The 24,006-nt window shown below is 67.8% G+C and carries 20 protein-coding genes and 1 pseudogene; 8 read left to right on the top strand and 13 right to left on the bottom strand.

All coding sequences use genetic code 11. The features are described 5' to 3' along the window. Positions 1-584 precede the first annotated feature (584 nt). Together VG543_RS06260 and VG543_RS06255 are read right to left on the bottom strand one after the other, a co-directional pair. Positions 585-1,238, bottom strand: coding sequence for a response regulator (locus VG543_RS06260; RefSeq protein ID WP_021204301.1), 654 nt, complete (start codon positions 1,236-1,238; stop codon positions 585-587). Continuing rightward, complete coding sequence (locus VG543_RS06255; RefSeq protein ID WP_423178364.1) at positions 1,231-4,260, bottom strand: sensor histidine kinase; 3,030 nt, start codon at positions 4,258-4,260, stop codon at positions 1,231-1,233. Before VG543_RS06255 ends, VG543_RS06260 begins: the two co-directional genes overlap by 8 nt. Positions 4,261-4,357: 97 nt before the next feature. Between VG543_RS06255 and VG543_RS06250 the strand changes: the two genes are divergently transcribed. The 7 genes from VG543_RS06250 to VG543_RS06220 all read left to right on the top strand — a co-directional run bounded on the left by VG543_RS06250 (position 4,358) and on the right by VG543_RS06220 (position 11,134). Further along, complete coding sequence (locus VG543_RS06250; RefSeq protein ID WP_019659977.1) at positions 4,358-4,690, top strand: hypothetical protein; 333 nt, start codon at positions 4,358-4,360, stop codon at positions 4,688-4,690. Between the two features lie 50 nt (positions 4,691-4,740). Continuing rightward, a complete protein-coding gene (locus tag VG543_RS06245) occupies positions 4,741-5,184 on the top strand; it encodes a helix-turn-helix transcriptional regulator (protein ID WP_171952727.1) in 444 nt (147 codons plus the stop codon). Then, positions 5,181-5,837, top strand: coding sequence for a hydrolase (locus VG543_RS06240; RefSeq protein WP_019659975.1), 657 nt, complete (start codon positions 5,181-5,183; stop codon positions 5,835-5,837). The genes VG543_RS06245 and VG543_RS06240 overlap by 4 nt, the downstream gene beginning before the upstream one ends. A 2-nt stretch (positions 5,838-5,839) precedes the next feature. Next, positions 5,840-6,265, top strand: a complete 426-nt coding sequence (locus tag VG543_RS06235) for a DoxX family protein (protein WP_111102432.1) — start codon at positions 5,840-5,842, stop codon at positions 6,263-6,265. 119 nt (positions 6,266-6,384) lie between these two features. Beyond that, the gene (locus tag VG543_RS06230; RefSeq protein ID WP_171952958.1) at positions 6,385-8,232 is read left to right on the top strand and encodes an amidohydrolase; all 1,848 of its coding nucleotides are present in this window, start codon (positions 6,385-6,387) and stop codon (positions 8,230-8,232) included. Beyond that, entirely contained in the window at positions 8,211-9,494 is a 1,284-nt protein-coding gene (locus tag VG543_RS06225; protein WP_423178363.1) for an alginate export family protein, read from the top strand. Before VG543_RS06230 ends, VG543_RS06225 begins: the two co-directional genes overlap by 22 nt. Then, positions 9,488-11,134 (top strand): MFS transporter, encoded by a 1,647-nt coding sequence (locus VG543_RS06220; protein WP_019659971.1) that lies wholly within the window; start codon positions 9,488-9,490, stop codon positions 11,132-11,134. Before VG543_RS06225 ends, VG543_RS06220 begins: the two co-directional genes overlap by 7 nt. A 122-nt stretch (positions 11,135-11,256) precedes the next feature. On the opposite strand, the gene VG543_RS06215 is transcribed toward VG543_RS06220, so the two are convergent. Next, positions 11,257-12,081, bottom strand: a complete 825-nt coding sequence (locus tag VG543_RS06215; RefSeq protein ID WP_155029729.1) for an alpha/beta fold hydrolase — start codon at positions 12,079-12,081, stop codon at positions 11,257-11,259. A 186-nt stretch (positions 12,082-12,267) separates the two neighbouring features. Between VG543_RS06215 and VG543_RS06210 the strand changes: the two genes are divergently transcribed. Beyond that, the gene (locus VG543_RS06210) at positions 12,268-12,654 is read left to right on the top strand and encodes a hypothetical protein (protein WP_155029728.1); all 387 of its coding nucleotides are present in this window, start codon (positions 12,268-12,270) and stop codon (positions 12,652-12,654) included. A 67-nt stretch (positions 12,655-12,721) separates the two neighbouring features. Here VG543_RS06210 and VG543_RS06205 read toward each other — a convergent pair whose 3' ends face one another. The 10 genes and pseudogenes from VG543_RS06205 to cpaB form a co-directional block, all read right to left on the bottom strand. Further along, positions 12,722-13,435, bottom strand: coding sequence for a DUF2968 domain-containing protein (locus tag VG543_RS06205; protein WP_308305547.1), 714 nt, complete (start codon positions 13,433-13,435; stop codon positions 12,722-12,724). 99 nt (positions 13,436-13,534) lie between these two features. Next, on the bottom strand, positions 13,535-15,688 hold the full coding sequence (locus tag VG543_RS06200) for a TadG family pilus assembly protein (protein ID WP_423178362.1): 2,154 nt from the start codon (positions 15,686-15,688) through the stop codon (positions 13,535-13,537). A gap of 8 nt (positions 15,689-15,696) precedes the next feature. Continuing rightward, positions 15,697-16,155: a DUF3613 domain-containing protein gene (locus VG543_RS06195; protein WP_019659966.1), complete on the bottom strand. Its 459-nt coding sequence runs from the start codon at positions 16,153-16,155 to the stop codon at positions 15,697-15,699. Further along, complete coding sequence (locus VG543_RS06190) at positions 16,152-17,042, bottom strand: Flp pilus assembly protein TadD (protein ID WP_423178361.1); 891 nt, start codon at positions 17,040-17,042, stop codon at positions 16,152-16,154. The genes VG543_RS06195 and VG543_RS06190 overlap by 4 nt, the downstream gene beginning before the upstream one ends. Beyond that, a complete protein-coding gene (locus VG543_RS06185) occupies positions 17,042-17,977 on the bottom strand; it encodes a type II secretion system F family protein (protein WP_019659964.1) in 936 nt (311 codons plus the stop codon). The genes VG543_RS06190 and VG543_RS06185 overlap by 1 nt, the downstream gene beginning before the upstream one ends. 25 nt (positions 17,978-18,002) lie before the next feature. Next, positions 18,003-18,959, bottom strand: a complete 957-nt coding sequence (locus VG543_RS06180) for a type II secretion system F family protein (RefSeq protein ID WP_423178360.1) — start codon at positions 18,957-18,959, stop codon at positions 18,003-18,005. Between the two features lie 2 nt (positions 18,960-18,961). Continuing rightward, positions 18,962-20,311, bottom strand: coding sequence for a CpaF family protein (locus tag VG543_RS06175; protein WP_423178359.1), 1,350 nt, complete (start codon positions 20,309-20,311; stop codon positions 18,962-18,964). Further along, positions 20,296-21,551 (bottom strand): annotated as a pseudogene (locus VG543_RS06170) (AAA family ATPase). Before VG543_RS06170 ends, VG543_RS06175 begins: the two are co-directional and overlap by 16 nt. A gap of 27 nt (positions 21,552-21,578) precedes the next feature. Beyond that, positions 21,579-22,937: a type II and III secretion system protein family protein gene (locus VG543_RS06165; protein WP_019659960.1), complete on the bottom strand. Its 1,359-nt coding sequence runs from the start codon at positions 22,935-22,937 to the stop codon at positions 21,579-21,581. A gap of 18 nt (positions 22,938-22,955) precedes the next feature. Next, positions 22,956-23,993, bottom strand: a complete 1,038-nt coding sequence (cpaB, locus tag VG543_RS06160; RefSeq protein WP_423178358.1) for a Flp pilus assembly protein CpaB — start codon at positions 23,991-23,993, stop codon at positions 22,956-22,958. Positions 23,994-24,006: the final 13 nt, after the last annotated feature.

The following is a 24,006-nucleotide window of genomic DNA, read 5'->3' as shown; positions in this document are numbered from 1 at the left end:
GGACGCCGTGAATCCCCAGTCCGGCCCAGCCGCTGGCGGCTGGGCGTTCGGGCGCTTGCGAAGCAATGCTTCGCAAGCGAAGCGCCCTCACCCATGGGGGCTCGGTCGCGCCTTGCTCGTGTGCGCTGTCCTGCGCACACGGCAAGACCGGGGTTGGGCGTCCTGCCCAACCCGCCCGAGGCATGCCTCGGGCCCATGGCGCTCACGCCCCCGCAACCGGACCCACCCCGCCTTCGACAGGTTCCTGCGGTCTGTTGGAATGGCTCTTGGGGTCAGATCCGTTTTCCTTCGGAAAACGGATCTGACCCCTGATTGATTTCGATATCTGACAGAAGTGTCGACCAAGGTCGACACCTACCAACCGCCATCGGAATCTGTCAGAAGTGGGGCGGTGTCGGAGTGCGGGGTGTCAGCCGCATGGATGCGGCTGCCAAGCTTACAGGGACGTACTTGCAGCGTCCCCGCAGTCCGACACCGCCGCGCCATCCCACGGAGAGCCCGCTTTTGATTTTGCTGTTGAGGTTGCCGGCCAGCGGCCGGCACTACCGCGGGTGCAGGGCTGCAGGCCCTGCCGAACCCCCCCCCTAATCGTGCCCGCTGTCGTCCAGGCTGATGATGCCGCGCCGCAGCGCCTGGGTGACCGCATGGGTGCGATCACCCACGCCGAGCTTGTCCATCAGGCTTTTCATGTGCGCCTTCACCGTCTGCTCCGAAATCTGCATGCGCTCGCCGATGCGCTTGTTCGACAGCCCTCCGGCCACGTACCGCAGTACCTCGGTCTCGCGCGGTGACAGGCGGTCTTCGATCACATGCGCGGCGATGCTGGCGGCCACCGCTGGAGGAATCGGCGCACGGCGGCCACCGGCCACCATGCGGATGGTGTCGACCAGTTCGTGGCGCAGCATGTCCTTCAGCAGATACGCGCTGGCGCCGGCCTGCAGTGCCCTCACCGCACGTACGTCACCGCGATAGGTGGTCAGCACGATGATGCGGGCGCGTGGGTCCAGCGCGCGGATCCGCACGATGGCTTCCACACCATCCAGGCGGGGCATCTGCAGGTCCATCAGCACCACGTCGGGCTGCAGCTGCTGGTAGCGTGCGATGGCTTCCTCGCCATCGGCGGCTTCGCCCAGCAGGCGCAGGTCGGCATGAGCGCCCAGCAGTGCCGCCAGGCCATCACGCAGCAGCGGGTGGTCGTCGACCACCAGCACGCCGATCGGGGCAGGGGACTCAGTCATGGTTTTCTCTACTCCAGGGCCAATGCCAACGCGATCGGCGGCGCTGATACAGCCGCCGGGCCGGAACTGCCAGCGCGACTTCGGTACCCAGCCCGGGGCGGGTCCACAGCTGCAGTTCCGCGCCGAGGCGCTGGGCGCGCTCACGCATGCCCTGCAGGCCCCAATGGCCATGGCCGGCATTTTCGTGGGTGATGCCCACGCCATCGTCGCGCACGTGCAGCAGGAAGCAGCGCGTTCCGTAGGAAAGTTCCACTTCGATGGCGCTGGCGTTGGCATGACGCAGCGCATTGCGGATGGCCTCGCGCCCGATCAGGAACACCTCCTCGGCCGCGTCGGCCTGCAGCGGTGGCGTCGCGCCTTCCACGGTCAGGCGCAGGGGATTGATGCCATGCCCGGCGTATTCGGCGTGCACGTCGGCCAGCGCCGAAGCGAGGTCGCGGCCCGCGAACGGCGCCTCGCGCAGCGCATTTACCCGCTCGCGACCCTCGGCCAGGTTGCGCTCGGCCAGCTGCATCGCTGACTCAAGCTGGCTGCGCACCGGTTCCGGCGTCTGCGCTGACTGGCTGATCGCGTGCAGGCGCAGGATCAGGCCCTGGCTACCCTGCAGCAGGGTGTCGTGCAGGTCGCGCGCGATGCGTTCGCGTTCGCCGTTGCGCTCCTGCAGGCGCGCGCGGAACAAGGCTGCCAGCTGGCCGCTGCGGATGCGTACGGCCAGCACCAGCAGTGCAAGCACGGCGGCGGTGCACAGCAGCTTGAACCACAGGGTCTGCATGAAGGTGGGAGCGATGCGGAAGCTGCGGCTGGCCGGTGCGGTGCTCCAGATGCCATCCTCGTTGGCGGCTTCCACCTCGAACCGGTAGCTGCCGGGCGCGAGGTTGGTGTAATACGCACGTGTGCTGCTGCCAGCGTCCTGCCAGCCGTCATCCACGCCCGACAGGCGGTAGCGGTATCGGTTGCGCTCCGGACGTGCCAACGACAGCGCCACGTAATCGATCTGCAGCTGGCTGGTGCCGGCCGGTAGGCGCAGACCATCGCGTAGCGGCGCGTGCTCGCTGCCATACAGCACCTCGCCGATGCGCACGCTGGGAGCCATCGTATTGACGTGCGAGCGGGTGGTGTCCAGCCAGGCCAGGCCCTGGTTGGTGGCCAACCACAGCAGGCCGTCGTCGGCCAGCGTTGCGGTGGCGATCGGTCCGCTCTGCAGGGCAATGCCCGGCATGCCGTCAGCTGCGTCGAACAGGCGTGGCATGACCGGCAGGCCGTTGCGCACGGCGCGGCGCAGCAGGCCGGTTTCCAGGCGAACCAGGCCACGGCTGCCGTTGAGCCACAGGTATCCATGTGCATCGGTGACCATGCCGGTGATGCCTTCCAGTACGCCGGCCATGTCAGTGCGCACCGGAACGAAACGGCCATTGCCCAGGCGTGCTGCCAGCCCGGCCTCGCCGGCGATCAGCAGAAGGTCCCGGTGGTGCAGCATCGCGGTGATCGGCCCTACCGACAGGCCGTCCCCGGAGTCGAAGCTCTCGGTGCCATTCGCACCCAGGCGGCGCAGGCGGCCATCGGCATAGCCGAGCAGCAGCTGGCCATCGGCATCCAGCGCCAGCGATGAGCAGGCCTGCTCGGGCAGGCGGATTTCACGTTGCCACTGGTCATGCTGGTAGTGCAGCACCCCGCGTTCGCCGGTGCAGACCCAAGCCTGTCCGTCATCGGGGAACAACAGGGCATGCAGCGGCTGCCCGGTGAACGGCGCCGGCAGCGGGATCAATGTGGTGTGGCCGGCGACCGTGCGCGCGAGGTTGACCCAGTCGAACTGCCAGATCGGCGTGGGTGTCTGGCGCGCGGCAGCCTGCAGCTGCGTGGCGCTGCCATCCAGCAGGGTGCGCCGCAGGTCGTAGGGCTTGAGGTCTTCGCCATAGCCATACACGCGGCCATCGCTGGCCCGTACCAGCGAGCGGTAGGGATCGCTTGGACCCACCGCCAGGGTGTGCACGCTGCGTGCGCGGAAACGGTTGAGGCCGAGATTGGTGCCAATCCAGAGATTGCCTTCGCGATCGACGATGATCGGCACGGCCGAGGTGGCGGTCAGTCCTTGCGGCGAATCGAAGCGTTCCATGCGCGCGGCCCGGGTGCCGGCGAAGGTGATGTGGGCAACGCCGCCGTGCGGACTCATCGTGGCCCACAGCGCGCCATCGGCAGTGAACTGCAGGCGCGCAGCGACCAGTTCCGGCAGCCGCCGTGCCTCACGTTCGCTGTCTGCCAGCAGACCCTGCGCGTTCGCCAGTGGCGAGGTGCCGCGCACCCGGTCGGCCAGCCACACTTCACCCTGCGGGCTTTCGGCCAGCGTCGCCATCTGCGAGACCGCGATGCCGGTGTCCTCGAACGCGGTCTGGCCCGCCGCGCGCATCCAGATCTTCAGGCCGGCCAGCACCCAGAACCTGCCCCGGCTGTCGTGCAGCACCCACTGCACACGGTGCTCGGGCAGGCCGGCAGCGGCCGGCAGTGGCTGCCAGCGGTGTCCGTCAAAGCGGCGCAGCCCGCCATTGATCGCCGCCCAGAGTTGGCCATCGCGATCCTGGCTGAAGCGCGGCACCACGCCGACCGGCACCCCCTGCTCACGGCCGTAGCTGTGCAGCCGTCCCTGCGCGAAGCGGCTGATGCCGGCCTGGAAGTAGCCGATCCACAGGGCGCCGTCGGCGGCATGCGCCAGCGTGACCATGTTGGTGGACGGGAACTGGCTACCGACGGGCGCTGCCTGCCGTTCGAAGCGACGGCCATCGAAGCGGTACAGGCCCGAGCCGGTAGCCAGCCACAACAGGCCCTCACGGTCCTGGGCAATGTCCCATATATCGCCTGGGGCGCCCTGGCCGACACGCCAGGCGGTATGTTCGTAATCGGGCAGGCCACCGCTCACTGGCGGGCGCTGCACGGCAAGGGCGGGCAGGGCGGTCAACAGCAGCAGGCACGTCAGCAGCGCCGGCAGGCGACGCAGGAACGGGAAGGGGCGGCCACGCATGGCGCGCATTCTGGCAGGTGTGGGGCAGCCCGGGGTGACCCGAACGGGGTAGGCGGTGGCCGCTGCGGTCGGCTATCACGCCGGCATCTCCTCCTGGAACCTGGCCATGCAGCGCCTGTTCGTGATGTTCCCTGATCGGGGGCCGGGCATCGGCCTGCTGTGGTTCCGGCTGTGCGTGACCGCCGCGCTGTGCGCGCCGGATGCTCAGGGCAGTGGGTGGTCGGCGCTGTGCCTGCTTGCAGCGGCCATGCTTGCACTGGGTATGTTGACGCCACTGGCAGCGCTCACGGCGGCCGTGGGCCTGTTCGCGCAGCAGGCGCCCTGGCCACTGGTGGCATTGCCGCCGGCGCTGCTGCTTGTGGGGCCGGGGGCTTATTCACTGGACGCGTGCCTGTTCGGGCGCCGCCTGCTCGGCCGTCGGCCTCCCCCATTCGGGTAGGTGCCGGCCTCGACCGACGGGGGTAGGGCATCGCGCAACGGCCACGCACCATGGGGCACCCCCTCGCGGCGCCCCGCATGGTCACCGTCACTCCGCCCGATCCGCCCGCCGCGCCACTGGCACCGCAGCAGGCCGCCGCACTGCAGCGCGCCCTGCGCTATGTCGATGAGCATCTGTCGCAGCCGCTGCGGGTCACCGAACTGGCGGCCGTCGCCTGCGTCAGCCGCTTCCACCTTGTGCGCCTGTTCCGTAGCGGCACCGGCGCCAGCCCGCTGCGCTATGTGCGCCGCCGCCGCATCCAGCGCGCCTGCCAGTTGCTGCCGGGCGCGCAGTTGCCGATGGCGTGCCTGGCCCAGCAGCTGGGCTTCTTCGACCAGAGCCACTTCGTCCGCAGCTTCCGCGCGGAGACCGGCTGCAGCCCCGGCCAGTACCTGGCCGGCGATGCCGCCCTGTCGCTTCCCCTTGATCGTGTTTCCAACGGAGTCCATCCATGACCCATGCCACCGCCACGCCCGCCCCGGCCCTGCTGTCGCCCACCGACCATGCCCTGGTGCTGATCGACTTCCAGTCACAGATGGCGTTCGCCACCCACACCATCGATATCTCCACGCTGCGCAACAACGTGTCGCTGATCAGCAAGGGCGCCAAGGGGTTCAAGGTGCCGGTGGTGCTGACCACGGTCGCCGAAGCGTCGTTCTCCGGGCCGATGTTCCCGGAACTGCCGCAGATCTTCCCCGGCCAGCCGGTGTTCGACCGCACGTCGATGAATACCTGGGAAGACCGGCCGGTGATCGACGAGATCAACCGCATCGGCAAGCGTCGGCTGGTGCTTGCCGGCCTATGGACCAGTGTCTGCATCGTGGGTCCGGCGCTGTCTGCGCTGGCGCAGGGCTTCGAGGTCTACGTGATCACCGATGCCTGTGGCGATGTCAGCGAAGAAGCGCACGAGCGTGCGATCACCCGCATGGTGCAGGCCGGCGCGGTTCCGATGACCAGCGTGCAGTACCTGCTCGAGCTGCAGCGCGACTGGGCGCGGGGTGAAACCTACGACCTGACCACCGGCATCGCCCGCGACCACGCCGGCGGCTACGGCATCGGCATCCAGTATGCCAAGCGCATGTTCGGCGCGCAGGAAGGCGGGCACTGAGCATGCTGGCCGGCCATGGCCTTGACCTGGCCCTGCTGATGCTGCGCGTGGCGGCAGGAGGCTTCCTGCTGCCGCACGCGCTGGGCAAGCTGTTTGGCTGGTTCGGCGGACCGGGGCTGGCCGGCTTCGCCACCGAGCTGCGCGGTTTCGGGCTGCCGGCAGTGGCGCCGTTGCCGCTGCTGTTGGCCCTGTTGCAGGTGCTGTCCGGGCTGGCCGTGCTGCTGGGATGGCAGACCCGCATTGCCGCGCTTGCAGCGGCCGCCTTCATCGGCTTCACCGTGCTGTTGGCCCTGCCCAGGGGCTGGTTCTGGATGCGCGGTGGCAGTGAGTACCCGTTGATGTGGACCACGGTACTGCTGGCCATCGCGCTGGCCGGGCCCGGCACCTGGGCACTGGACGTCCATCGCCTTCCGGGAGACCTCGCATGAGTCACGATCCCCTCGACCACGGCCGCCGCACCGTGATGCTGGCCAGCGGCGCCGCGGTTGCGCTCGGCCTGGCCGGTCGTGCCGCTGCCGCACTCGATTCCACTTCCAAGGAGCGTCGCATGAGCACCCTGGTCATCCGCAATGCCCGCATTACCACCCTCGACCCTCAGCAGCCGCACGCCCAGGCACTGGCCGTGCAGGAGGGCCGCATCGTCGCCGTCGGCAGCGACGAGGAGATCATGCGCGGCTGGGGCAATGAAGCGACGCTGATCGACGCGCAGGGCAGGCGCCTGCTGCCTGGCCTCAACGACAGCCATACCCACCTGATCCGTGGTGGCCTGAACTACAACCTTGAACTGCGCTGGGACGGCCTGCGTTCGCTGGGCGACGCCCTGGACATGTTGAAGGCCCAGGTCGACCGCACCCCTGCACCGCAGTGGGTGCGCGTGGTCGGTGGCTTCACCGCCGCACAGTTCAACGAGAAGCGCCTGCCGACGCTGCAGGAGCTCAACGACATCGCGCCGGATACGCCGGTGTTCCTGCTGCACCTGTACGACCGCGCGCTGCTCAACCGCGCCGCGCTGCGTGCGTGCGGCTACAGCAAGGACACACCGGATCCGCCGGGTGGCCAGATCGTGCGCGATTCGCTGGGCAACCCGACCGGGCTGCTGCTGGCCAAGCCGAATGCGCTGATCCTCTACGCGACGCTGGCCAAGGGCCCGCGCCTGCCGATCGAGTACCAGGCCAACTCGACGCGCCACTTCATGCGCGAACTGAACCGGCTTGGCATCACCTCGGTGATCGACGCCGGCGGTGGCTTCCAGAACTACCCCGAGGACTACCAGGTCATCGAGCAGCTGCATCGCGATGACCAGCTGACGGTGCGCATCGCCTACAACCTGTTCACCCAGAACAAGGGCAGGGAAGTGGATGACTTCCGTGGCTGGAGCGAGATCCTGCAGCCGCGCCAGGGCGATGACCTGCTGCGCCACAACGGCGCGGGCGAGATGCTGGTGTTCTCCGCCGCCGACTTCGAACTGTTCAACGAGCCGCGCCCGGAACTGCCGCCGGAGCTGGAGCCCGAACTGCACGACGTGGTGAAGCTGCTGGTCGAGAAGCGCTGGCCGTTCCGCATCCACGCCACCTACGACGAGAGCATCACCCGCATCCTGGATGTATACGAACAGGTCAACCGCGAGGTGCCATTCGATGGCCTGCACTGGTTCATCGACCACGCCGAGACCATCACTCCGCGCAATATCGAGCGCATCCGCGCGCTGGGTGGGGGTATCGCCGTGCAGCACCGCATGGCCTACCAGGGCGAAGCCTTCGTCGAGCGCTACGGCGTGCAGGCGGCACGGCACACGCCGCCGGTCAAGCGCATGTTGGCCGAGGGCGTGCCGGTGGGCGCAGGCACCGACGCCACCCGCGTGGCCAGCTACAACCCGTGGGTGGCGTTGTCCTGGCTGGTGACCGGGCGCACCGTGGGCGGGTTGGCCCTGTATGGCGAGGAAAACCTGCTCGAACGCGAGCAGGCGCTGCGCCTGTGGACCCAGGGCAGCGCCTGGTTCTCCGGCGACGAAGCAGTGAAGGGGACATTGAAGGTTGGTCAGCTGGCCGACTTCATCCTGCTCTCGGCCGATTTCTTCCGCGTCCACGACGCGCAGATCGCCGACATCACCAGCATGCTGACCGTGGTCGGCGGGCGCATCGTGCACGCCGACGGCGATTATGCTGGGCTGGCGCCGCAGCTGCCGCCGGCGATGCCGGACTGGTCGCCGGTCAACCGGTTCGGTGGTTACCACGTTGGTGGTGCCGCCACCGGATTGGCCGCTGCCCATCGCCACCATCACGGTGTGGCCTGCAGTACGCATGGTGCTCACGGTCATGCCGCGCATCACGCGGCGCCGACCGATGACCTGGCCGGGTTCTGGGGCGCGATGGGATGCTCGTGCTTCGCGTTCTGAGCCTGGCGCTACTGTCCGTGCCCTCGCTGGCGCTGGCCTGCGAGGGCGGCCGCTGCAGCGACGCGGGCAACGGCGAGCTGCAGCTGGACGCATCGCTGCGCCTGCGTGGCCTGTACTACGACCCGACCCGGTTCGGTATCGGCGGCAGCGAAGATGGCTATGGCCTGCTGCGCGCACTGGCGTCGGCCACCTATGTGGAGGACACCTGGCAGGCAAAACTGCAGCTGGGCGTGCATGCCGAGAATGGCAAGGCAGGCGGCCCGGGCCGCACCGACCGTGGTGCCTTGGACGTGCAGCAGGCGTACTGGCGCTGGCAGCGCGGTGGCTTCCATGTGCAGCTCGGCCGGCAGGAAGCCGGCTATGGCAGCTCGCGGCTGTTGTCGGTACGCGATGGGCCGAACATCCGCCTGGCCTTCGATGGTGCGCGCCTGGGCTGGGAGGGGCGGCTCGGCACGCTTGACCTGATGGCCCTGCGGCCGGTCGAGAACCGGCCGGGTGCCTTTGATGATCGCAGCGAACACGGTGCGCACCTGTGGGGTGCCTATGCCACCGCGGCACGCGGGCAGGGCGTGGGACAGTGGGATCTGTACCTGCTGGACTATCGTCGCGACGGTGCGCGCTTTGCGGCGGGCTCGGGAACCGAGCGCCGGCAGACACTCGGTGCGCGCTGGTTCGGCCAGTCAGGTCTGCTGGACTGGAACAGTGAGCTGGTGGCCCAGGGCGGTGAACTGCGTGCCGCCACCGGCCCACTCGACGTCCGTGCCTGGACGCTGGCGACCGACACCGGCTGGCGCTGGACCGAGCGGCCGCTGCAACCGAGGCTGGGGCTGAAGGCGGATATCGCCAGTGGCGACGGCAAGCTGCATGACGGCCGCCTGGGAACCTTCAATGCACTGTTCCCTAAATCGGCCTACTTCAGCGAGGCCAGCCTGCTGGCCCCGGCCAACCTGATGGACCTGCAACCGACCCTGACCCTGCGCCTGCATCATGCGGTGACCACGGAACTGGGCGTACAGATGGCGTGGAAGCAGCGTCGTGCCGATGCGGTCTACACCACACCGGCACCGCTGCTGGCGTTGCCGGGGAGCGCCGGTGGCGCGCGCCGCATCGGCACCCAGTACAAATCTGAAACCCGCTGGCAGGCCAGCAAACATTGGCAATGGCAGCTGCAGCTGGCCTGGGTCGACGCCGGTCCTGCACTGAAGCAGGCCGGAGGCCAGGACACGCAGTTCGCCTCGATCGTTGGAGCATGGCAATGGTGAACGCAACCGCGTCGCAACACTCCACACAGGCCGCAGGCGCCTGGTCCCCGCTGAAGATCCAGATGTTCCGTTCGATCTGGCTGGCAATCCTGGCCAGCAACATCGGCACCTGGGTCAATGATGTAGCCGCCGCCTGGGTGATGGCCGAACGCACCGGTTCGCCGTTGATGGTGGCCCTGGTGCAATCGGCCACCACGGTGCCGATCGTGCTGCTGGCGCTCGCTGCCGGCACCCTGGCCGACATTGTCGATCGCCGGAAGTACCTGCTGGCGACCCAGGGCTGGATGCTGCTGGTGGCCGCAGCGATGGCCGCGTTGACCGCGATGGACCTGCTGACCCCGCAGTTGCTGGTGCTGCTGACCTTCTGCATGGGCTGTGGTGCGGCGATGGCAATGCCCGCGCAGGCCGCCATTGTCTCCGAGCTGGTACCGCAGCCGATGCTGGCCTCGGCGGTGGCGCTGAACTCGATCGGCATCAACATCGCGCGCTCGATCGGCCCGGCCATTGGTGGCGTGATCGTGGCGCAGCTGGGTGCGGTGTGGGCATTCGGCTTCAACGCCATCACCTTCGCCGCGATGCTGTTCGTGGTGTGGGGCTGGACGCGTGATCCCAAGCAGTCCAGCCTGCCACCGGAAGGTTTCGGTGCCGGCTTGAAGGCGGGCCTGCGTTACGCCAGCCGCGCCGGGCGGCTGCAGGCGGTGCTGATCAAGTCGGTCGGCTTCTTCTTCTTTGCCGCGGCGATGAACGCGCTGTTGCCGGTGGTGGTGCGTGGGCAGATGCATGGCGGGGCGGGGCAGTACGGCATGCTGCTGGGCTGCATCGGCATCGGCGCAGTGGGCGGTGCGCTGCTGCTGCCGAAGCTGCGTGCGCAGCTGGATCGTGACCTGTTGGTACTGCTGGCGACCTTGTCGCTGGCCCTGAGCCTGGTCGGGCTGGCGCTGACCCGCAGCTGGTACGTGCTTCCGGCGGTGATGCTGGTCAATGGATTTGCGTGGATCACCGTGCTGTCGTCGCTGCAGATCGCTGCGCAGACTGCGGTTCCGGCATGGGTACGTGCGCGTGCGCTGGCGCTGTACATCATGGTGTTCTCTGCCGGCATGGCCGCCGGCGGCCTGAGCTGGGGCGCGCTCGCACAGCGTACGTCGCCGGAGCTGGCGTTGCTGGTGGCTGCCGCAGGTGCGGTGATCGGCGGATTGCTGGTGTGGCGCGTGCGCATTGCTGGCACCGAGGATCTGAACCTGCGTCCGGCCGGGCACTGGCCGGCGCCGGAACTGTCGGTGCCGGTGTCGAATGATCGGGGGCCGGTGCTGGTTACCATCGAGTACCGCATCGACGATGCTGACCGTGCCAAGTTCCAGGCGCAGATGCGCGCGCTGGGCACGATCCGTCGCCGCGACGGTGCGGTGGTCTGGGGTGTCGTCGAGGACGTGGCCAGCCCGGGCATCCACCTGGAGTATTTCGTGACCCCGTCGTGGCTGGAGCACCTGCGCCAGCACGAGCGCATCACCGCGGATGACAAGGCCATCCAGGAAGTGCTTCGGGAGCTGCATCGCGGCGAGCGCGCCCCCGTGGTGCGTCACTTCGTGGGAGGGCATGACCCGCTGCCAGCCGCCGTGCCGCATCACCACACCGACATCTGACCCGCAGGTGGCAGAGCCGGCCGCTGGCCGGCTCCGCGTGATCACGATGGATGATCGGGTTGCCGGCCAGCGGCCGGCACTACCGAAGGAGCGGCGGCGCCCTGGGGCGCCACCGCGGGACATCATTTGCGCGCGAACGCCAGCAGGTCGGCGTTGAACTGGTCGGCGTGGGTGATGGTCAGGCCATGCGGCGCACCGGCGTACACCTTCAGTTCGGCATCCTTGATGATCTGCGAGGACAGCTTGGCCGAGGCATCGAACGGCACGATCTGGTCGTCATCGCCGTGTACCACCAGCGCCGGCACGTCGATCTTCTTCAGGTCTTCGGTGTAGTCCACTTCCGAGAATTCGTGCACGCAGTCGTACTGGCCCTTGACGCCACCGAGCATGCCCTGCAGCCAGAACGCATCACGCATGCCCTCGGTGACGGTATTGCCATCGCGGTTGGCACCGAAGAACGGTGTGGTCAGGTCCTTGAAGAACTGCGAGCGGTCACCGCCCGTGCCCTTGCGGATGCCGTCGAAGACCTCCAGCGGGGTGCCGGCGGGGTTGGCATCGGTCTTCAGCATCAGCGGCGGCACCGCGCCGACCAGGACCACCTTGGCCACGCGCGCGCTGCCGTGGCGGCCGATGTAATGGGCCACTTCACCGCCGCCGGTGGAATGGCCGACCAGGATCGCGTCCTTCAGGTCCAGCGCTTCGATCACCGCGGCCAGGTCATCGGCATAGGTGTCCATGTTGTTGCCGTTCCAGGTCTGGCTGGAGCGTCCGTGGCTGCGGCGATCGTGGGCGATCACGCGGAAGCCGTTCTGGCCCATGAACAGCATCTGCGGATCCCAGGCATCGGAAGACAGCGGCCAGCCGTGGGCGAAGACGATCGGCTGGCCGGTACCCCAATCCTTGTAGAAGATGCGGGCGCCGTCGGCGACGGTGATGAAGTTGCTCATTGTGGTTTCCTTGGCGGAAGGGAGGGACGGCCCCGGCGTGGATGCCGGAGCCTCCGGCAGTACAGCGCAGCGCCAGAGCGGCGACTTGCACGGCTGTGCTGGATTGCGCCGGATGTGACGCATATCGCTCTAGCACGAAGCCGTTCCGGCATTGACGATGGCGGCTGCCCTGTCGAGGAGCCTGCAATGTCGAATGCGTTCTGGAGCCTGTGGGTGTGCCTGCTGCTGACCACGGCGGCGCACGCCCGGACCAACGTCTACAAATGCGTTGACGGGCCGCATCCTGTCTACCAGCAGACGCCGTGCCAGGGGCGTGCGGAATGGCGCTGGGAGGTGCCGCCGGAGCCGCCTTCGACAGGTGCGACCGTGGCCAAGCCAGCGAGCCCGGCCTCAAGCCGTCCGCGTGTGGTGCAGCAGGGGCGTGCGCGGGCCGCTCTGATACCCATCAGCACCGATCCCGCCGCCTGTGAGCACGCGCGGCAGCAACGCGGGAAGGCGCTCGCCCAGGCCAAGCGCCTGGACTTCGTACAGCGGCGGCAGCTGGATGATGCGGTGCATGACGCGTGCCGTTGAATCCAGGTGCCAGAAACGACAACGGCGCCCAAGGGCGCCGTTGAGAGCAGATGCCAGGTGCCGGACCTCAGCGACCGTCGCTGGCCGTCGCCGGTGCCGGCGAGGGCACGCTGTCAGGTTTGGGCAGGCTCAGCTCCGGGTTGCCCTGTTCGGCCTGCAGGATCTGGATGCGGCGCTGCAGGGCGTCCAGCTGGCTGTTCGTGCTCTGCACGTCGCTGCTCAGGCTGACTGCCTGCTGCTGGGCCTGCTGCAGGGCCGCGCTGACCTGGGCCGACTGCGCCTGCTGCTGTTCCATTTCCTGCTGCAGGGTGCGCAGGCGTTCCTCGTTGTAGGCCACCAGGCGCTCGGTATAGCGCTTGCCGGCTTCCAGGCGGGTGGTGTCGATGTAGACCTGGGCAAGCTGCTCGGACTGTTGCGCGAAGGTGCGGTAGACACGCTCGGCGTTGTCGACGGCGTCAGTCTTGATCACCCGCCAGAAATTCTTCTCCTGGAACAGGGCGACGTAGTAGGTCAGGGTGTTGGCGTTGAACAGCAGGCTGGCGCCGTAATTGCCGTTGTAGGTGGTGCGCAGCTCGGTCAGCTGGCGGGCATCCATCAGCTGCTTGAGCTCGTCAACGGTATTGCGCACCACCGGTGCGCTACGAGCGGCCGGCTCTGCGGCAGCTTCGCGGTCGCCACGGGCAGCCATCGCCGCTGGTGCCACCAGCATCATGCTCACGGCCAGCAGTGCCGCGCCGTACGCGCGCCGGGCGAAGACCACGCCCCCTGAAGTTTCTCGCATGTCTAGACCATCCACGGATGAGTGTGGGTTGAGATGAAAGTGGTTCCCCGCCGGGAGTCTAGCATGCGCGCGGGCGCCGCCAAGGGCGCCCGCCACGGGTCAGTAGACCAGCTGTGCGGCGCTGCACTGGATCGACTGCACGTTGACGTCGGTGCGCCCCAGCTCCAGGCCCAGCACGCTGGCCAGCAGGTTGGTCAGCAAGGTGCCGACGCTGTTGAGGACCGGGCGCAAGGCGGACAGGATCGGCTTCAGCAGCGTGCACAGCAGGCCACTGCAGCTGACCGTGCCATCGGGGTTGGTGACGCCGGTGCCGCCGGTGCCGTCAAGGAACCCGGCCGGCGCGGTCTGTATGTACGAGGCCAGGTTGTTGCGCACGCAGCCGTTGTAGTCGATCAGGTTGCCCAGCAGGCTGTCGCAGCGGTTGATCAGCAGGCCACCCACCAGCGAGCCGAGCAGTCCATCGAGCACGCCCAGTCCTTGACCGGTGACCGTCACCTTGAACGCATCCCAGACCGGACCGTCCTTGTGGCAGGTGGACAGGTTCAGCAGGCCACAGGCGTAGGGCAGGCCTCCGGGTACGGTCCAGCTGTTGAGCGGGGCCAGTTGCCGGCTGGCGTCGCCATCGCGCAGCAGTGGAATCAACTTGTCCACCTCATACCGGGTGTTCGGCGGGAAGGTGGCCTGCAGGTAACGGTCGGCCAGGGCCTTGGCCGTGTCGTTGGCACTCATGCCCTGCTTGGGTGAACTGAGCATGCCCGACAGCACGCGCAGCAGCTCATTGACAAGGTCGGATACTGCGTTGCCGAGAGCAAGTGGATTGATGCGCGTCGAGCCGGTTTCGCCAGCGGCCAGGGTGAGGTTCTGCGAGCTGGTCAGGGCCGGCAGCGTGATCTTGTCGTTGATCAGGGGTTGTCCGAGCAGTTTCAGCAGCTGTTCGTTGTTCAGCGTCGCGTCGCAGACATTGTTCTTCGAGAAACGCTGCGATGGATCGACGTTGCCGACGCAGGCCCGCAGGACCGACGAATCCACCTGGATGGTGGCCCTGGGTGGATTGGCGCCACACTGGATTCCGGTCAGCGTTCCCATTCCGTTGGCGACATCGACATGCAGCGGCAGGTGCAGGCGCGTGCCCAGCAGGTTCAGAAGTGGCCCCAGTGCGAACAGGTTGTTGCTGTCCACGTCTGCCACCAGCCTTACCTGCGCGTTGTAGGCGCGGCTGCCGACACCGCCGATGGCGATCGATGGCGGCTCGACCACGCCGGCCTGGATCTTGATGCCCAGCAGGTCCAGCCCCTTGACCGCCACGCCGTTGCGATCGTTGGCGATGGAGATCGCAGTGTTGATCAGGTTGAGCACGTTGATCTGTGACTCCAGTGCACTGCCGACCGTGCCGTCGGGCGAGACGACTTCGGCGAACAGGCCGCCGCCGCCGGACTGGCTGCCCAGCACGATGTTGAGCTTGTTGATGTCCAGCTGGGTGGCAACCAGGTCGGACAGGGCGCGCAGCTGCACGCCCACCGTGGAGTCGCGGCCGACCACGGTGGCGGTGGCGTCGACCAGCTGCGCCAGCGAAACCTTGTTGACCGACAGAAGCCGGTTGAAGTCAGCCACGCTGAGGTTGGCGCTGACCGGGATGTTCAACGCCTTGAGCAGGCCCGATGGCGTGATGTTGGCCTGGGCGAGGCCGTCATAGGAGAGCACGGTGGCGTTGGTCACATCCAGGCCGACCAGGCGCAGGGTCGACAACAGTACCGAGTCGCCATTGGTGCGCAGTAGCTGCGAACCGACCGCGAACACCGCAGTCGGTTCGGAACGGCGGGCCACGGCCTCCACGCTGACGGTGGGCAGGGTGGTGTTCTGCCCGAAGAACGGCAGCACGCTGCGCTGCGCGACGACCTGCACGGCATTGCGCGGGTTGCTGGCATCGATGGTGGTGACGAAGCGGTTGGCGGTGGTGCGGTTGGCGCTCCAGTTGCCGCAGCGGATCTGCAGGCTCCCTTCGAACGTGTTCTGGGTGAGCGCGCTGTGCCGCGCAGCGCTGTTGTCGCTGTTGTCCGAGGTGCACAGCTCCAGTCGTTGCGCTCCGGCCAGTGCGGCCAGATCAGCAACTTTCTGCGCATCGCGCTTGGCCCAGAACAGGTAGCCGATCTCGATCAGGCCCAGCATCGCCAGCAACGCCAGCATGACCAGCATCATGGTGATCGACATGCCGCCCCGTGCGCGGCTGAAACTGAACTGGCGTGGGCGTTTCATGGCCTACCTCAGCGTCCGGATGAGGATGATCCCTTGGACTTGGCGACATCGGTCTCAAAAAAGTCCGGGATCTCGTGTTCGAAGCTCTTCATGTAGCGTGCGTAGCTCAGCGTCGCCTGGTCGCCGAGGATCGGCAGGTGCTGCCCGGCCTGCTGTCCGGACGCCTGCAGGCGGAACAGGTTGCGCGCGGTATCACCGATCTGGCTGCGGCCGGGTCGCGCGGTTGCAGCGTTGCCGTCGGTGATGTCCACTGCAGCAGGCGCCGCCTGCGGCACTGGTGCGGGCCGGGCCGCCAGGTCCACGGCGGGCAATGACTCGGACTGCAGCGGCTGCGCAGCCGGCGCTGCCGGTGTGCTGCGGCCAAGCATCTGTCCGGTGAGCGGCTGTTGCTGCGCCTGCACTGCGGCGGCCGGCAGCAGGCAGATCAGAGCGGGCAGCAGGCGTCGGGCCAGGGGCGTCGCGGTCATGGTGTGTTTCCGTTCGGGTGGTCGTTGGCGCTGAAGCGTTCCAGCATCGAGGGCGGCAGGCGCTGTGGATCGCGTTCGTCGCGGCTGTCGCGGCGCGGTTCCGCCGCCAGTCGCGTGACGCCGCGCGGGTTGTTGGTGGCGTCGCTGTCGACAGCGCGCACAGGGGGCGGCACGACCGCCGCAGCAGCCGCTGCGGCCTGGCGCTGCTGCAGGCGGGCCCGGATCTGCGCCGCCTGCTGCTGGATGCTGAGCCGGGTGTCCTTGTTGAGGTTGGCCTGCTGGGCGAGGCGCTCGGCGGTGGCGGTGTCGCCACGCAGCACCGCCCACAGGGCGAGGTTGGCGGTGGCCTTGGCATTGCCTGGGGACAGTTCCAGGGCCTTGGCCAAGGGTTCGCGCGCGCGCTCGAACTGCCCGGCGCGCAGCCTCGCATAGCCCAGATCGCCGAGATAGCTGGTATTCAACGGTTGCAGTTGGGTTGCCCGTGCCAGCGCCTGCTCGCTGCCGGCGTCATCGTCTCGGCGCGCGGCGATCAGGCCGAGCCCATGCGCGGCTGCGGCGGCCTGGGGGCCGCTGGAAAGCGCGCGGTACAGTGCGATCGCGGCATCGGCCTGGCCGGTCTCTCGCAGCGCATCGGCCTGCAGCAGCCGCAATGCCGGCGGGTCGCCGTAACGCTGGCGGAAGGCGTCGACGTGGGCGAGCGAGGCATACCACGCGCCTTGCTGCTGCATGCGCTCGATCAACTCCAGGTACGCATTGCGGCTGTCCTGCGGTGCCGGTTCGGGCGCAGCCAGGCTGGGCGCGCGCAGGTACTTCGGCGTGGTCGACCCACAACCAACGGTGATGGCAGCGAGGGCAAGCAGCAGGCAGGAGGTGCGCAGGGCAGGCATCAGGGCGATCCCATCTTGGACAGGGTGGTGGCCAGCGCGACCAGCGCCGGCCCGGCGAGCACCAGCATCAACGCTGGCAGCAGGGTCAGCATCATCACCACGGTCATCTTCACCGAGAGCTTGCCGACCTTTTCCTTCAACGTGTTGCGACGCTGCTCGCGCAGGCGGAGGCTGAACTGCCGCAGGGGCTCCTGCACCGCACCACCATGGGCATGCACCTGCAGGATCAGCTGCATCAGGCTGGTCAGGTCATCGTCGGCATAGACTTCGCTCAGCCGCCGCAGGGACTGCGCGCGCGTGCGGCCATGGGTATAGGCGACATTGGCCTCCTGAAGTTCGCTGCCGAGTACCGGCAATGCATCGCGAAGCTTGTCGCCGAGCGTCTGCAGGCTCTGGTCCATGCTGAAGCCTACGCCCTGCAGCAGGCGCAGCAGGTCGATCAGCAGCGGCAGCTCGGTTTCGACTGCACGCCGGCGCCGCTTCACCCAGGAAGAGAGAACGAATTTGGGCAACAGCAGTCCAGCGGCCAAGGCACCGATGATCACCATGATCCTGGCCAGCCCGGTGACGCTGCTGAATGTCAGCACCAGTGCCAGCACCAGCACGGCCAGCAGCAGGCGCAGGCCGAGGTAGATGGCCGTACCGCGACGGGTGTTCCACCCGGCCAGATCCAACAGCAGCCGATCTTCATTGGCCAGCAATGCCGTTTCCAGGCGGCCGCCGCTGAGGGCACGGCCGAAGCGTTCGAGCCAGCCCAGCGAATCGTGCCGTGCAGGTTCGGTGTCACGGGACGTCTCGCGCGGCTGCAGGGCGGTCTTCAACGTGGCCGTTGTACGCTGCTCACGATGGCTGCGTATCCAGCCGCCGATACCCAGCAGGGCGATGCCGGCAGCCAGCACGAGCAGGGAGAGGGCGAACCAGGCGCTGGCGCTCATCGGTCGTCTCCGGCGGGGCGGGGGTTCATAGCGATTTGGCCAGGCGATACAGCAGGAAGCCGCCGACAAGCTCCATGCCCAGTGCAAGCAGCAGGATCTTGTGGCCAAGCGGATCGTGCAGCACCGGCTGGAAGAAGTCCGGGCTGGCGATCGCCATCAGCACCGCGCAGGCCGGTGGCAGCAGGCCCAGCACCCACGCAGACATGCGTGTCTCGGAGGTCGTCGCCGAAAGCTCCTGCTGCGCCTGTTCCAGGTCGCGCATGAAATCACCCATGCGCTGCAGGATCTGGTCGGAGCGCCCGCCGATGCGCACGCTGACACCGATCACCACCGACAACACCTTCAGCACCTCCATGCGATAGGGGTGCGCGGCCTGCGCGAGTGCACGGTCCAACTCCATGCCGCTGCGCGCAAAGCGCACCGTGGTGTCCAGCAGCCCGCGCAACGGCGCGCTGGTCTGCATCGACGCAACCTGGAACGCGGCCTGCAGGCTGTTGCCCAGTGCAGTCAGCCGCACCAGGTTGTCGAGGAAGTCCGGCAGCTGATGCAGCAGTTGCGCACGCAGCTTCGTGGTCCGCCGCATCACCCACAGCCAGCAGCCAAGCAGGTACAGCAGCAGGGTCAGCGGAAACATCCACGCGGTGCCCAGCCGCGCCATCGCCACCACCGACAGTACCAGCCCCGGTACCAACAGCATGATGGGGATTTTCCAGCCGGTCTGCAGCCCTGCGCGCTGCAGCAGGCCATCCAGCGGCAGCACGCGGCGCCCGGTGCTGGCGGGCCGCGCCGGATCATTGGCAGCGGTGACGGACGGCCCGGCGGGTGCCCCGCCCGTGGCGCTTCCGCGCGAAAGCTGCTGCTCGGCGTGCCGCATTGAAACCTGGCGTTGTTCACGGCTGCTGGCCGTGCCCCACAGCCAGGCTGCCAGCGCCAGCAGCACCGCGATGATGCTCAACATGCCCAGCAGCGCGCCGGTTCCCATGCTCAGAAGTCTCCGTAGAGCGATTCGCGCAGCTGTTGGCGGAACGGCTCCAGCTTGTGCGAGTGTGGATAGAAGCCCAGCCCGACCCAGCGATCGATCTCTTTGCCGTTGCCGTCGATCTGCAGTTCGTGGCGGAACATTTCCTGGGTGGTGATCAGGTTGTCGCTGACACCGGTGATCTCGGTGATCGATACCAGCACGCGGCGGCCGCTGCCCAGGCGCGAGATCTGCACGATGAAGTCGATGGCACTGGCGATCTGCCGGCGCAGGCTGTCCTCGCTGCCCTGGAAGCCGGCAAATCCAGCAAGCATCTCGATCCGGTACAGGCAGTCGCGTGGTGAATTGGCGTGGATGGTGGCCATCGAACCGTCGTGGCCGGTGTTCATGGCCTGCAGCATTTCCAGCACCTCGGCGCCACGCACCTCGCCCACCACGATGCGATCAGGGCGCATGCGCAGGCTGTTGCGGACCAGATCGCGGATGCTCACCGCGCCATGGCCTTCGGCGCCACCGATGCGGCTTTCCAGGCGGACCACATGCGGGTGGTTGAGCGAGAGTTCTGCGGTGTCCTCGACGGTGATCACGCGCTCGTTCGCGGGGACGTAGCTGGCCAGGGCGTTCAGCAGCGAGGTCTTGCCGGAGCTGGTGCCGCCGGATACCAGGATGTTGCAGCGGCCCAGCACCATCGCCTTCAGCAGGGCGTGCATCGGTTCGTCGAAGGTGCCCTTGGCCAGCAGTTCATCGGGAGTGAATGGATCCTTGCGGAACTTGCGGATGGACACCATCGGTCCGTCCACGGCCAGCGGCGAGATGATCGCGTTGAGACGGCCGCCGTTGGGCAAACGCGCATCGACCATCGGGTTGGAGTCATCCAGGCGGCGCCCGAGCGGGGCCAGGATACGTCGCAGGATGCGCAGCAGGTGCGTATCGTCGGTGAATCGCTGGGTGGCCCGCTTGAGCTGGCCACCCTGGGAAACATGCACATCCTTGAAACCGTTGATCAGGATGTCTTCGATGGACGGGTCGTGCAGCAGGTCGTCCAGCGGGCCAAAGCCGGTCAGCTCCTTGACCAGGCCGTCGGCGACCACCTGCATCTCTTCTTCGTTGATCGGGATGCGCCACTCCTGGATGAAGCCCACCGTCTGCACCTGCACCCAGCGGGCGATGGTGTCGGGCGCCCAGGAATCGATGTCGATGCGCTCGTCCTCGATGCTGTTGAGCAGGTGCTCATGCGCTGCCGACAGCACCTTCTGGTACTGCTCGGTCTGCGCGAACGGCTGATGGCCCGGCGTGCTTTCGGGCAGCACCGGCCGGGCAACGGCATGCGGGAAAGGGGTTACCTTGTCTTCCATTGCGATCCACCCAGGGCAAGGGAGAGTCTTTCCCGCAGGCCCTGCGCCTGCACCCGGCAAGCGGCCGGGTCCAGGCGCGAAACCAGTGGGGCGAGGGCACGCAGATAGGGGTCACGCGGCGCATCCTGCAGCAGCAGGTGGCCCTGGCTCGCTGACAGGCGCACGCGGGGGCGCTCGGGAAGCGTGGCCAGCAGGGGCACCTCGAAGCGGCGCGCAATCTGCTCCGGGCTCATTCCGCTGCTGTCATCGTGGCGGTTGATCACCAGCTGCAGCCGCTTCTCGCGTTCGCGTTGCCCGGCAAGGTGCTTCAGTGCCTGATCGAGCGACACCAGCGTGGCGATCGAGGCATCTGTGACCAGCCAGATCTCGTCGGCCTGGTCCAGCAGCAGCGGTGGCAGCTGGCGCACCGGGCAACCGCCGGCATCACACAGCACGTTGGCGAACACGGTGCGCAGGCGCTGCAGCAGCGCACCCGGATCGGACGGCGGCACCGCGTCGCTTCCGCTGGCGCGGTCCAGCAGCACCAGTCCGGAATCGTGCCGGGCCATGGCCGTGCGGGCGAGGGTGGCGTCGATGCGGCTGGCGTTGCGCAGCGCGTCTTCGTAATGGAAGCGGCTGTCCAGGTTGAGGTACAGCGCAAGGTCACCCGAAGGCTGGGCCAGTTCCATCAGCAGGCCGTCCTGCTGCACTGCCTCGCCCTGTGCCAGCGCACGGGTCTGCTGTGCCAGCACCGAAAGGTGCGCGGCCATCGTACTGGTGCCGACCCCGGCGCGCACGCCCAGCAGGACGATCAGGCGCGCCTTGTGCGCGTGTTGCGCGGCGGCAGCTGGTCGTGGTGACAGGGCACGACGCAGTGCGGCCTCGACACCGGCGTTGTCGCTGTCCAGGTCCAGTACGTCACGCAGGCCCGCCCGCAGTGCGATGACGACGCCCTCTACCTGTCCGGCACTGGTGGCACCGACGGCAACCAGTGCGAGGTCCGGTTCTGTCTGTTGCAGTTGCTGGCCAGCACGCTGGAGGCGGCGGCATGCTCGGGGCGGAAGTCGAGCAGCACAAGGTTCTGCGGCCCGCGGTGCAGGTCCTGGGCGGAGGTCGGGGCGCTGCTGTCCTGCCAGTGCAGGGTGGTGGTCGGCGGCAGTTTGGCCGCCAGCCGGGGCAGCAGTTCGCGATCCATTCCGTACAGGACCAGGTTCATCGGCGGTCCTTGCGGATGCAGCGGCTGGGCAGTGGCGTAGGGCATGGGCGTGGTATCGCAGGCATCATGGAATCAGCGTGAGAAGCCGGGTACCGGGTCCTGGCTGATTGGACCCAGCAGCCAAGCGCCCCATTCGGGCATGTGCGGCTTGGCTTCGCGGTCGCCGGGCAGTGGCAGTTCGGTGTTGCGGGCCAGCGGCTTCACCAGGCGTGGCGTGACGATGATCACCAGCTCCTTGTCCTGGCGCTTGTAGTCGAAGTTGCGGAAGAACGAGCCGATGACCGGCAGGTCACCCAGCAGCGGAATCTTGCCGACGCTGGAAACCACGTTGGAGCTGACCAGGCCACCGATCACGAAGCTCTCGCCATCGCCCAGCTCGACCGTGGTGTCGGCGCGGCGGGTGGTGATCGATGGAATCTGCACGCCATTGAGCGCGATGGCGTTGCTGTAGTCCAGGTCGCTGGCTTCCGGCGCGACTTTCAAGGCGATGCGGTTCGGCGCCAGTACCGTCGGTGTCACGGTCAGGCCGATGCCGAAGGGCTTGTAGGTGATCGTGGTGGTGCCCAGCCCTTGCGGCTCCAGGATTGGCAGCTCGCCGCCGGCAAGGAAGCTGGCGCTCTGGCCGGACAATGCGACGAGGGTAGGTTCGGCCAGCACGCGCGCCATACCATTGCTCTGCAGCAGGTCGACGTCGGCATTCCACAGGCCCTTGGTCGAGCCGAACACCAGGCGGAACGCCGAAGAAATGGGCGATTCGGCTTCGTTGCTGGAGTTGCCTTCCTGCATGCCGGGCAGGATGCCGGTGTTGCCCGGCAGCTGGCCGCCCGGGCGGGCGAATCCGTAGGCGAAGCTGCCATTGCGGTTCTGGAAGCTGATGCCGATCTGCTTCAGAGCGGTCTTGTTGAATTCGACCACCTTGACCTCGACCTGCACGACGCCGCCGCTGCTTACGGTCGATGCGTCGGCAAGCAGTCCGTCCTTGCCCAGGGCCATCGCGGCGGTCTTCTGTTCCTGCATGTGGGACAGCACACTGTCGGTGCTTCCCTGCAGCAGGCCCTGATTGTCCTGCTGGGTGAACACCAGTCCGTTCGCGCCCGCGTCGGCCGCGCCCTGCACCGCGCTTTGTACCCGCACCTGCAGGCGCTGTGGCTCGGCCTGCTTGCGGTGCCAGAGCAGGAGCGTGGTGGTGCCCGGTGCCTTGCCGACCAGCAGTGCCTGGCGCTGGCCGCGCAGCATCACGATATCGGCCACGCCCGGGTCGGCAATGGCCACCCGCTCCAGGTCACCCGGCAGGGGCCAGGGGCGCTGCTCGCGCGTCTGCAGTACCAGGTCGTCGGCGGCCACGCTCGTCGCCGGTGCCAGCAGCACCAGCAGCAGGGCCAGCCAGCGCTGGCGGGGGGAAGGGCGTGGACTGCGGCGACGTTCGGTCATGGATGCGCTCGATGCAGGTCAAAGGGAACCACGGGGGGCGGAGCTGTCACCCCGGATGATTTCGATACCCGATGCGCGCGGGGCGCTGCGCCGGGGTGCGGGTGTGCGTGCCGTGGCATCCTGGGTGCTGCGGGCCGGCGTGTTGCTGCGGCCGGCCAATGCATCACCGTCGATGCCGGCGTAGGCGTGATTCTCCGGCCGTTGCAGCGCAAGCTGCTGTTCCGCATCCAGCCCCCGCAGCGGATCGATCACACCGCGTGCCTGCGGGAACAGCGCTAGATCGGGCTGGCCGGGATCGGCAGGGTTGCGCAGGGCCAGGAACAGTTTGCCCTGCTGCGCACCCAGCAACAGCCGGTTGGCGTCGGCCACCGGTACCGCCAGTACCGCGCTGCGTGCCGGCTGGGTGGTCTCGCTGCCCGTGCTCTGGGTGCTGCTGCTTCCGGTGATGTCGGCGGCGCGTGGATCGTTGCGCGCATCGGCTTCAGTGCTGGCGACAGCGCCAGCGTTGGCCAGGGCGATGTCCTGCTGGCCATAGCTGAGCACGCGCAGGCGCGACAACAGCAGGCGCGTCTGTGCTGCATCGGCCGGCCCGCTGGCGTTGGGTTGGGCGTTGCGCAGGTTGAGGAACACGTCGACAAAATCGCCCGGCACGATGCGGTTGCCGGCACCCACCAACTCGTCAACCGGTACCGCGAGTGCGCGCTCTCCGGGGCGCAGCTGCAGCGAGAATCCCTGCGCAAGCGCATTGCTGCTGATTGCCGTGCCTTCGGCAATGTCCTGCACCGGCACCTTTCCCACCACGGCGGAAATGCTGGAGGCGGCACCGGCAATCGGGGCGCTGCGCTGCGCCAGGCGCAGTCCATTGGCAGAAATGGGTTCGCCGGCCGGCAGTCGCGCCACCGCCTCCACCACGGTGATTGCCTGGGCTTCGCTCTGCGCGGCCGGGGCAGCCGTGGCCGGCGCGGCTTGCCTGCGCCCGATCATCAGGGCGATGACCGCCAGCAGCACGGCCAACCCGATCAGGGCGACGGCGGCGATGCGGGTCAACTTGAGCATGGAACCGTCTCCT

Origin of the sequence: Stenotrophomonas sp. CASM101, assembly GCF_049384845.1 — a bacterium.
GTDB classification, from domain to species: domain Bacteria; phylum Pseudomonadota; class Gammaproteobacteria; order Xanthomonadales; family Xanthomonadaceae; genus Stenotrophomonas; species Stenotrophomonas hibiscicola.
This window is presented reverse-complemented; position numbering and strand designations above follow the sequence as displayed.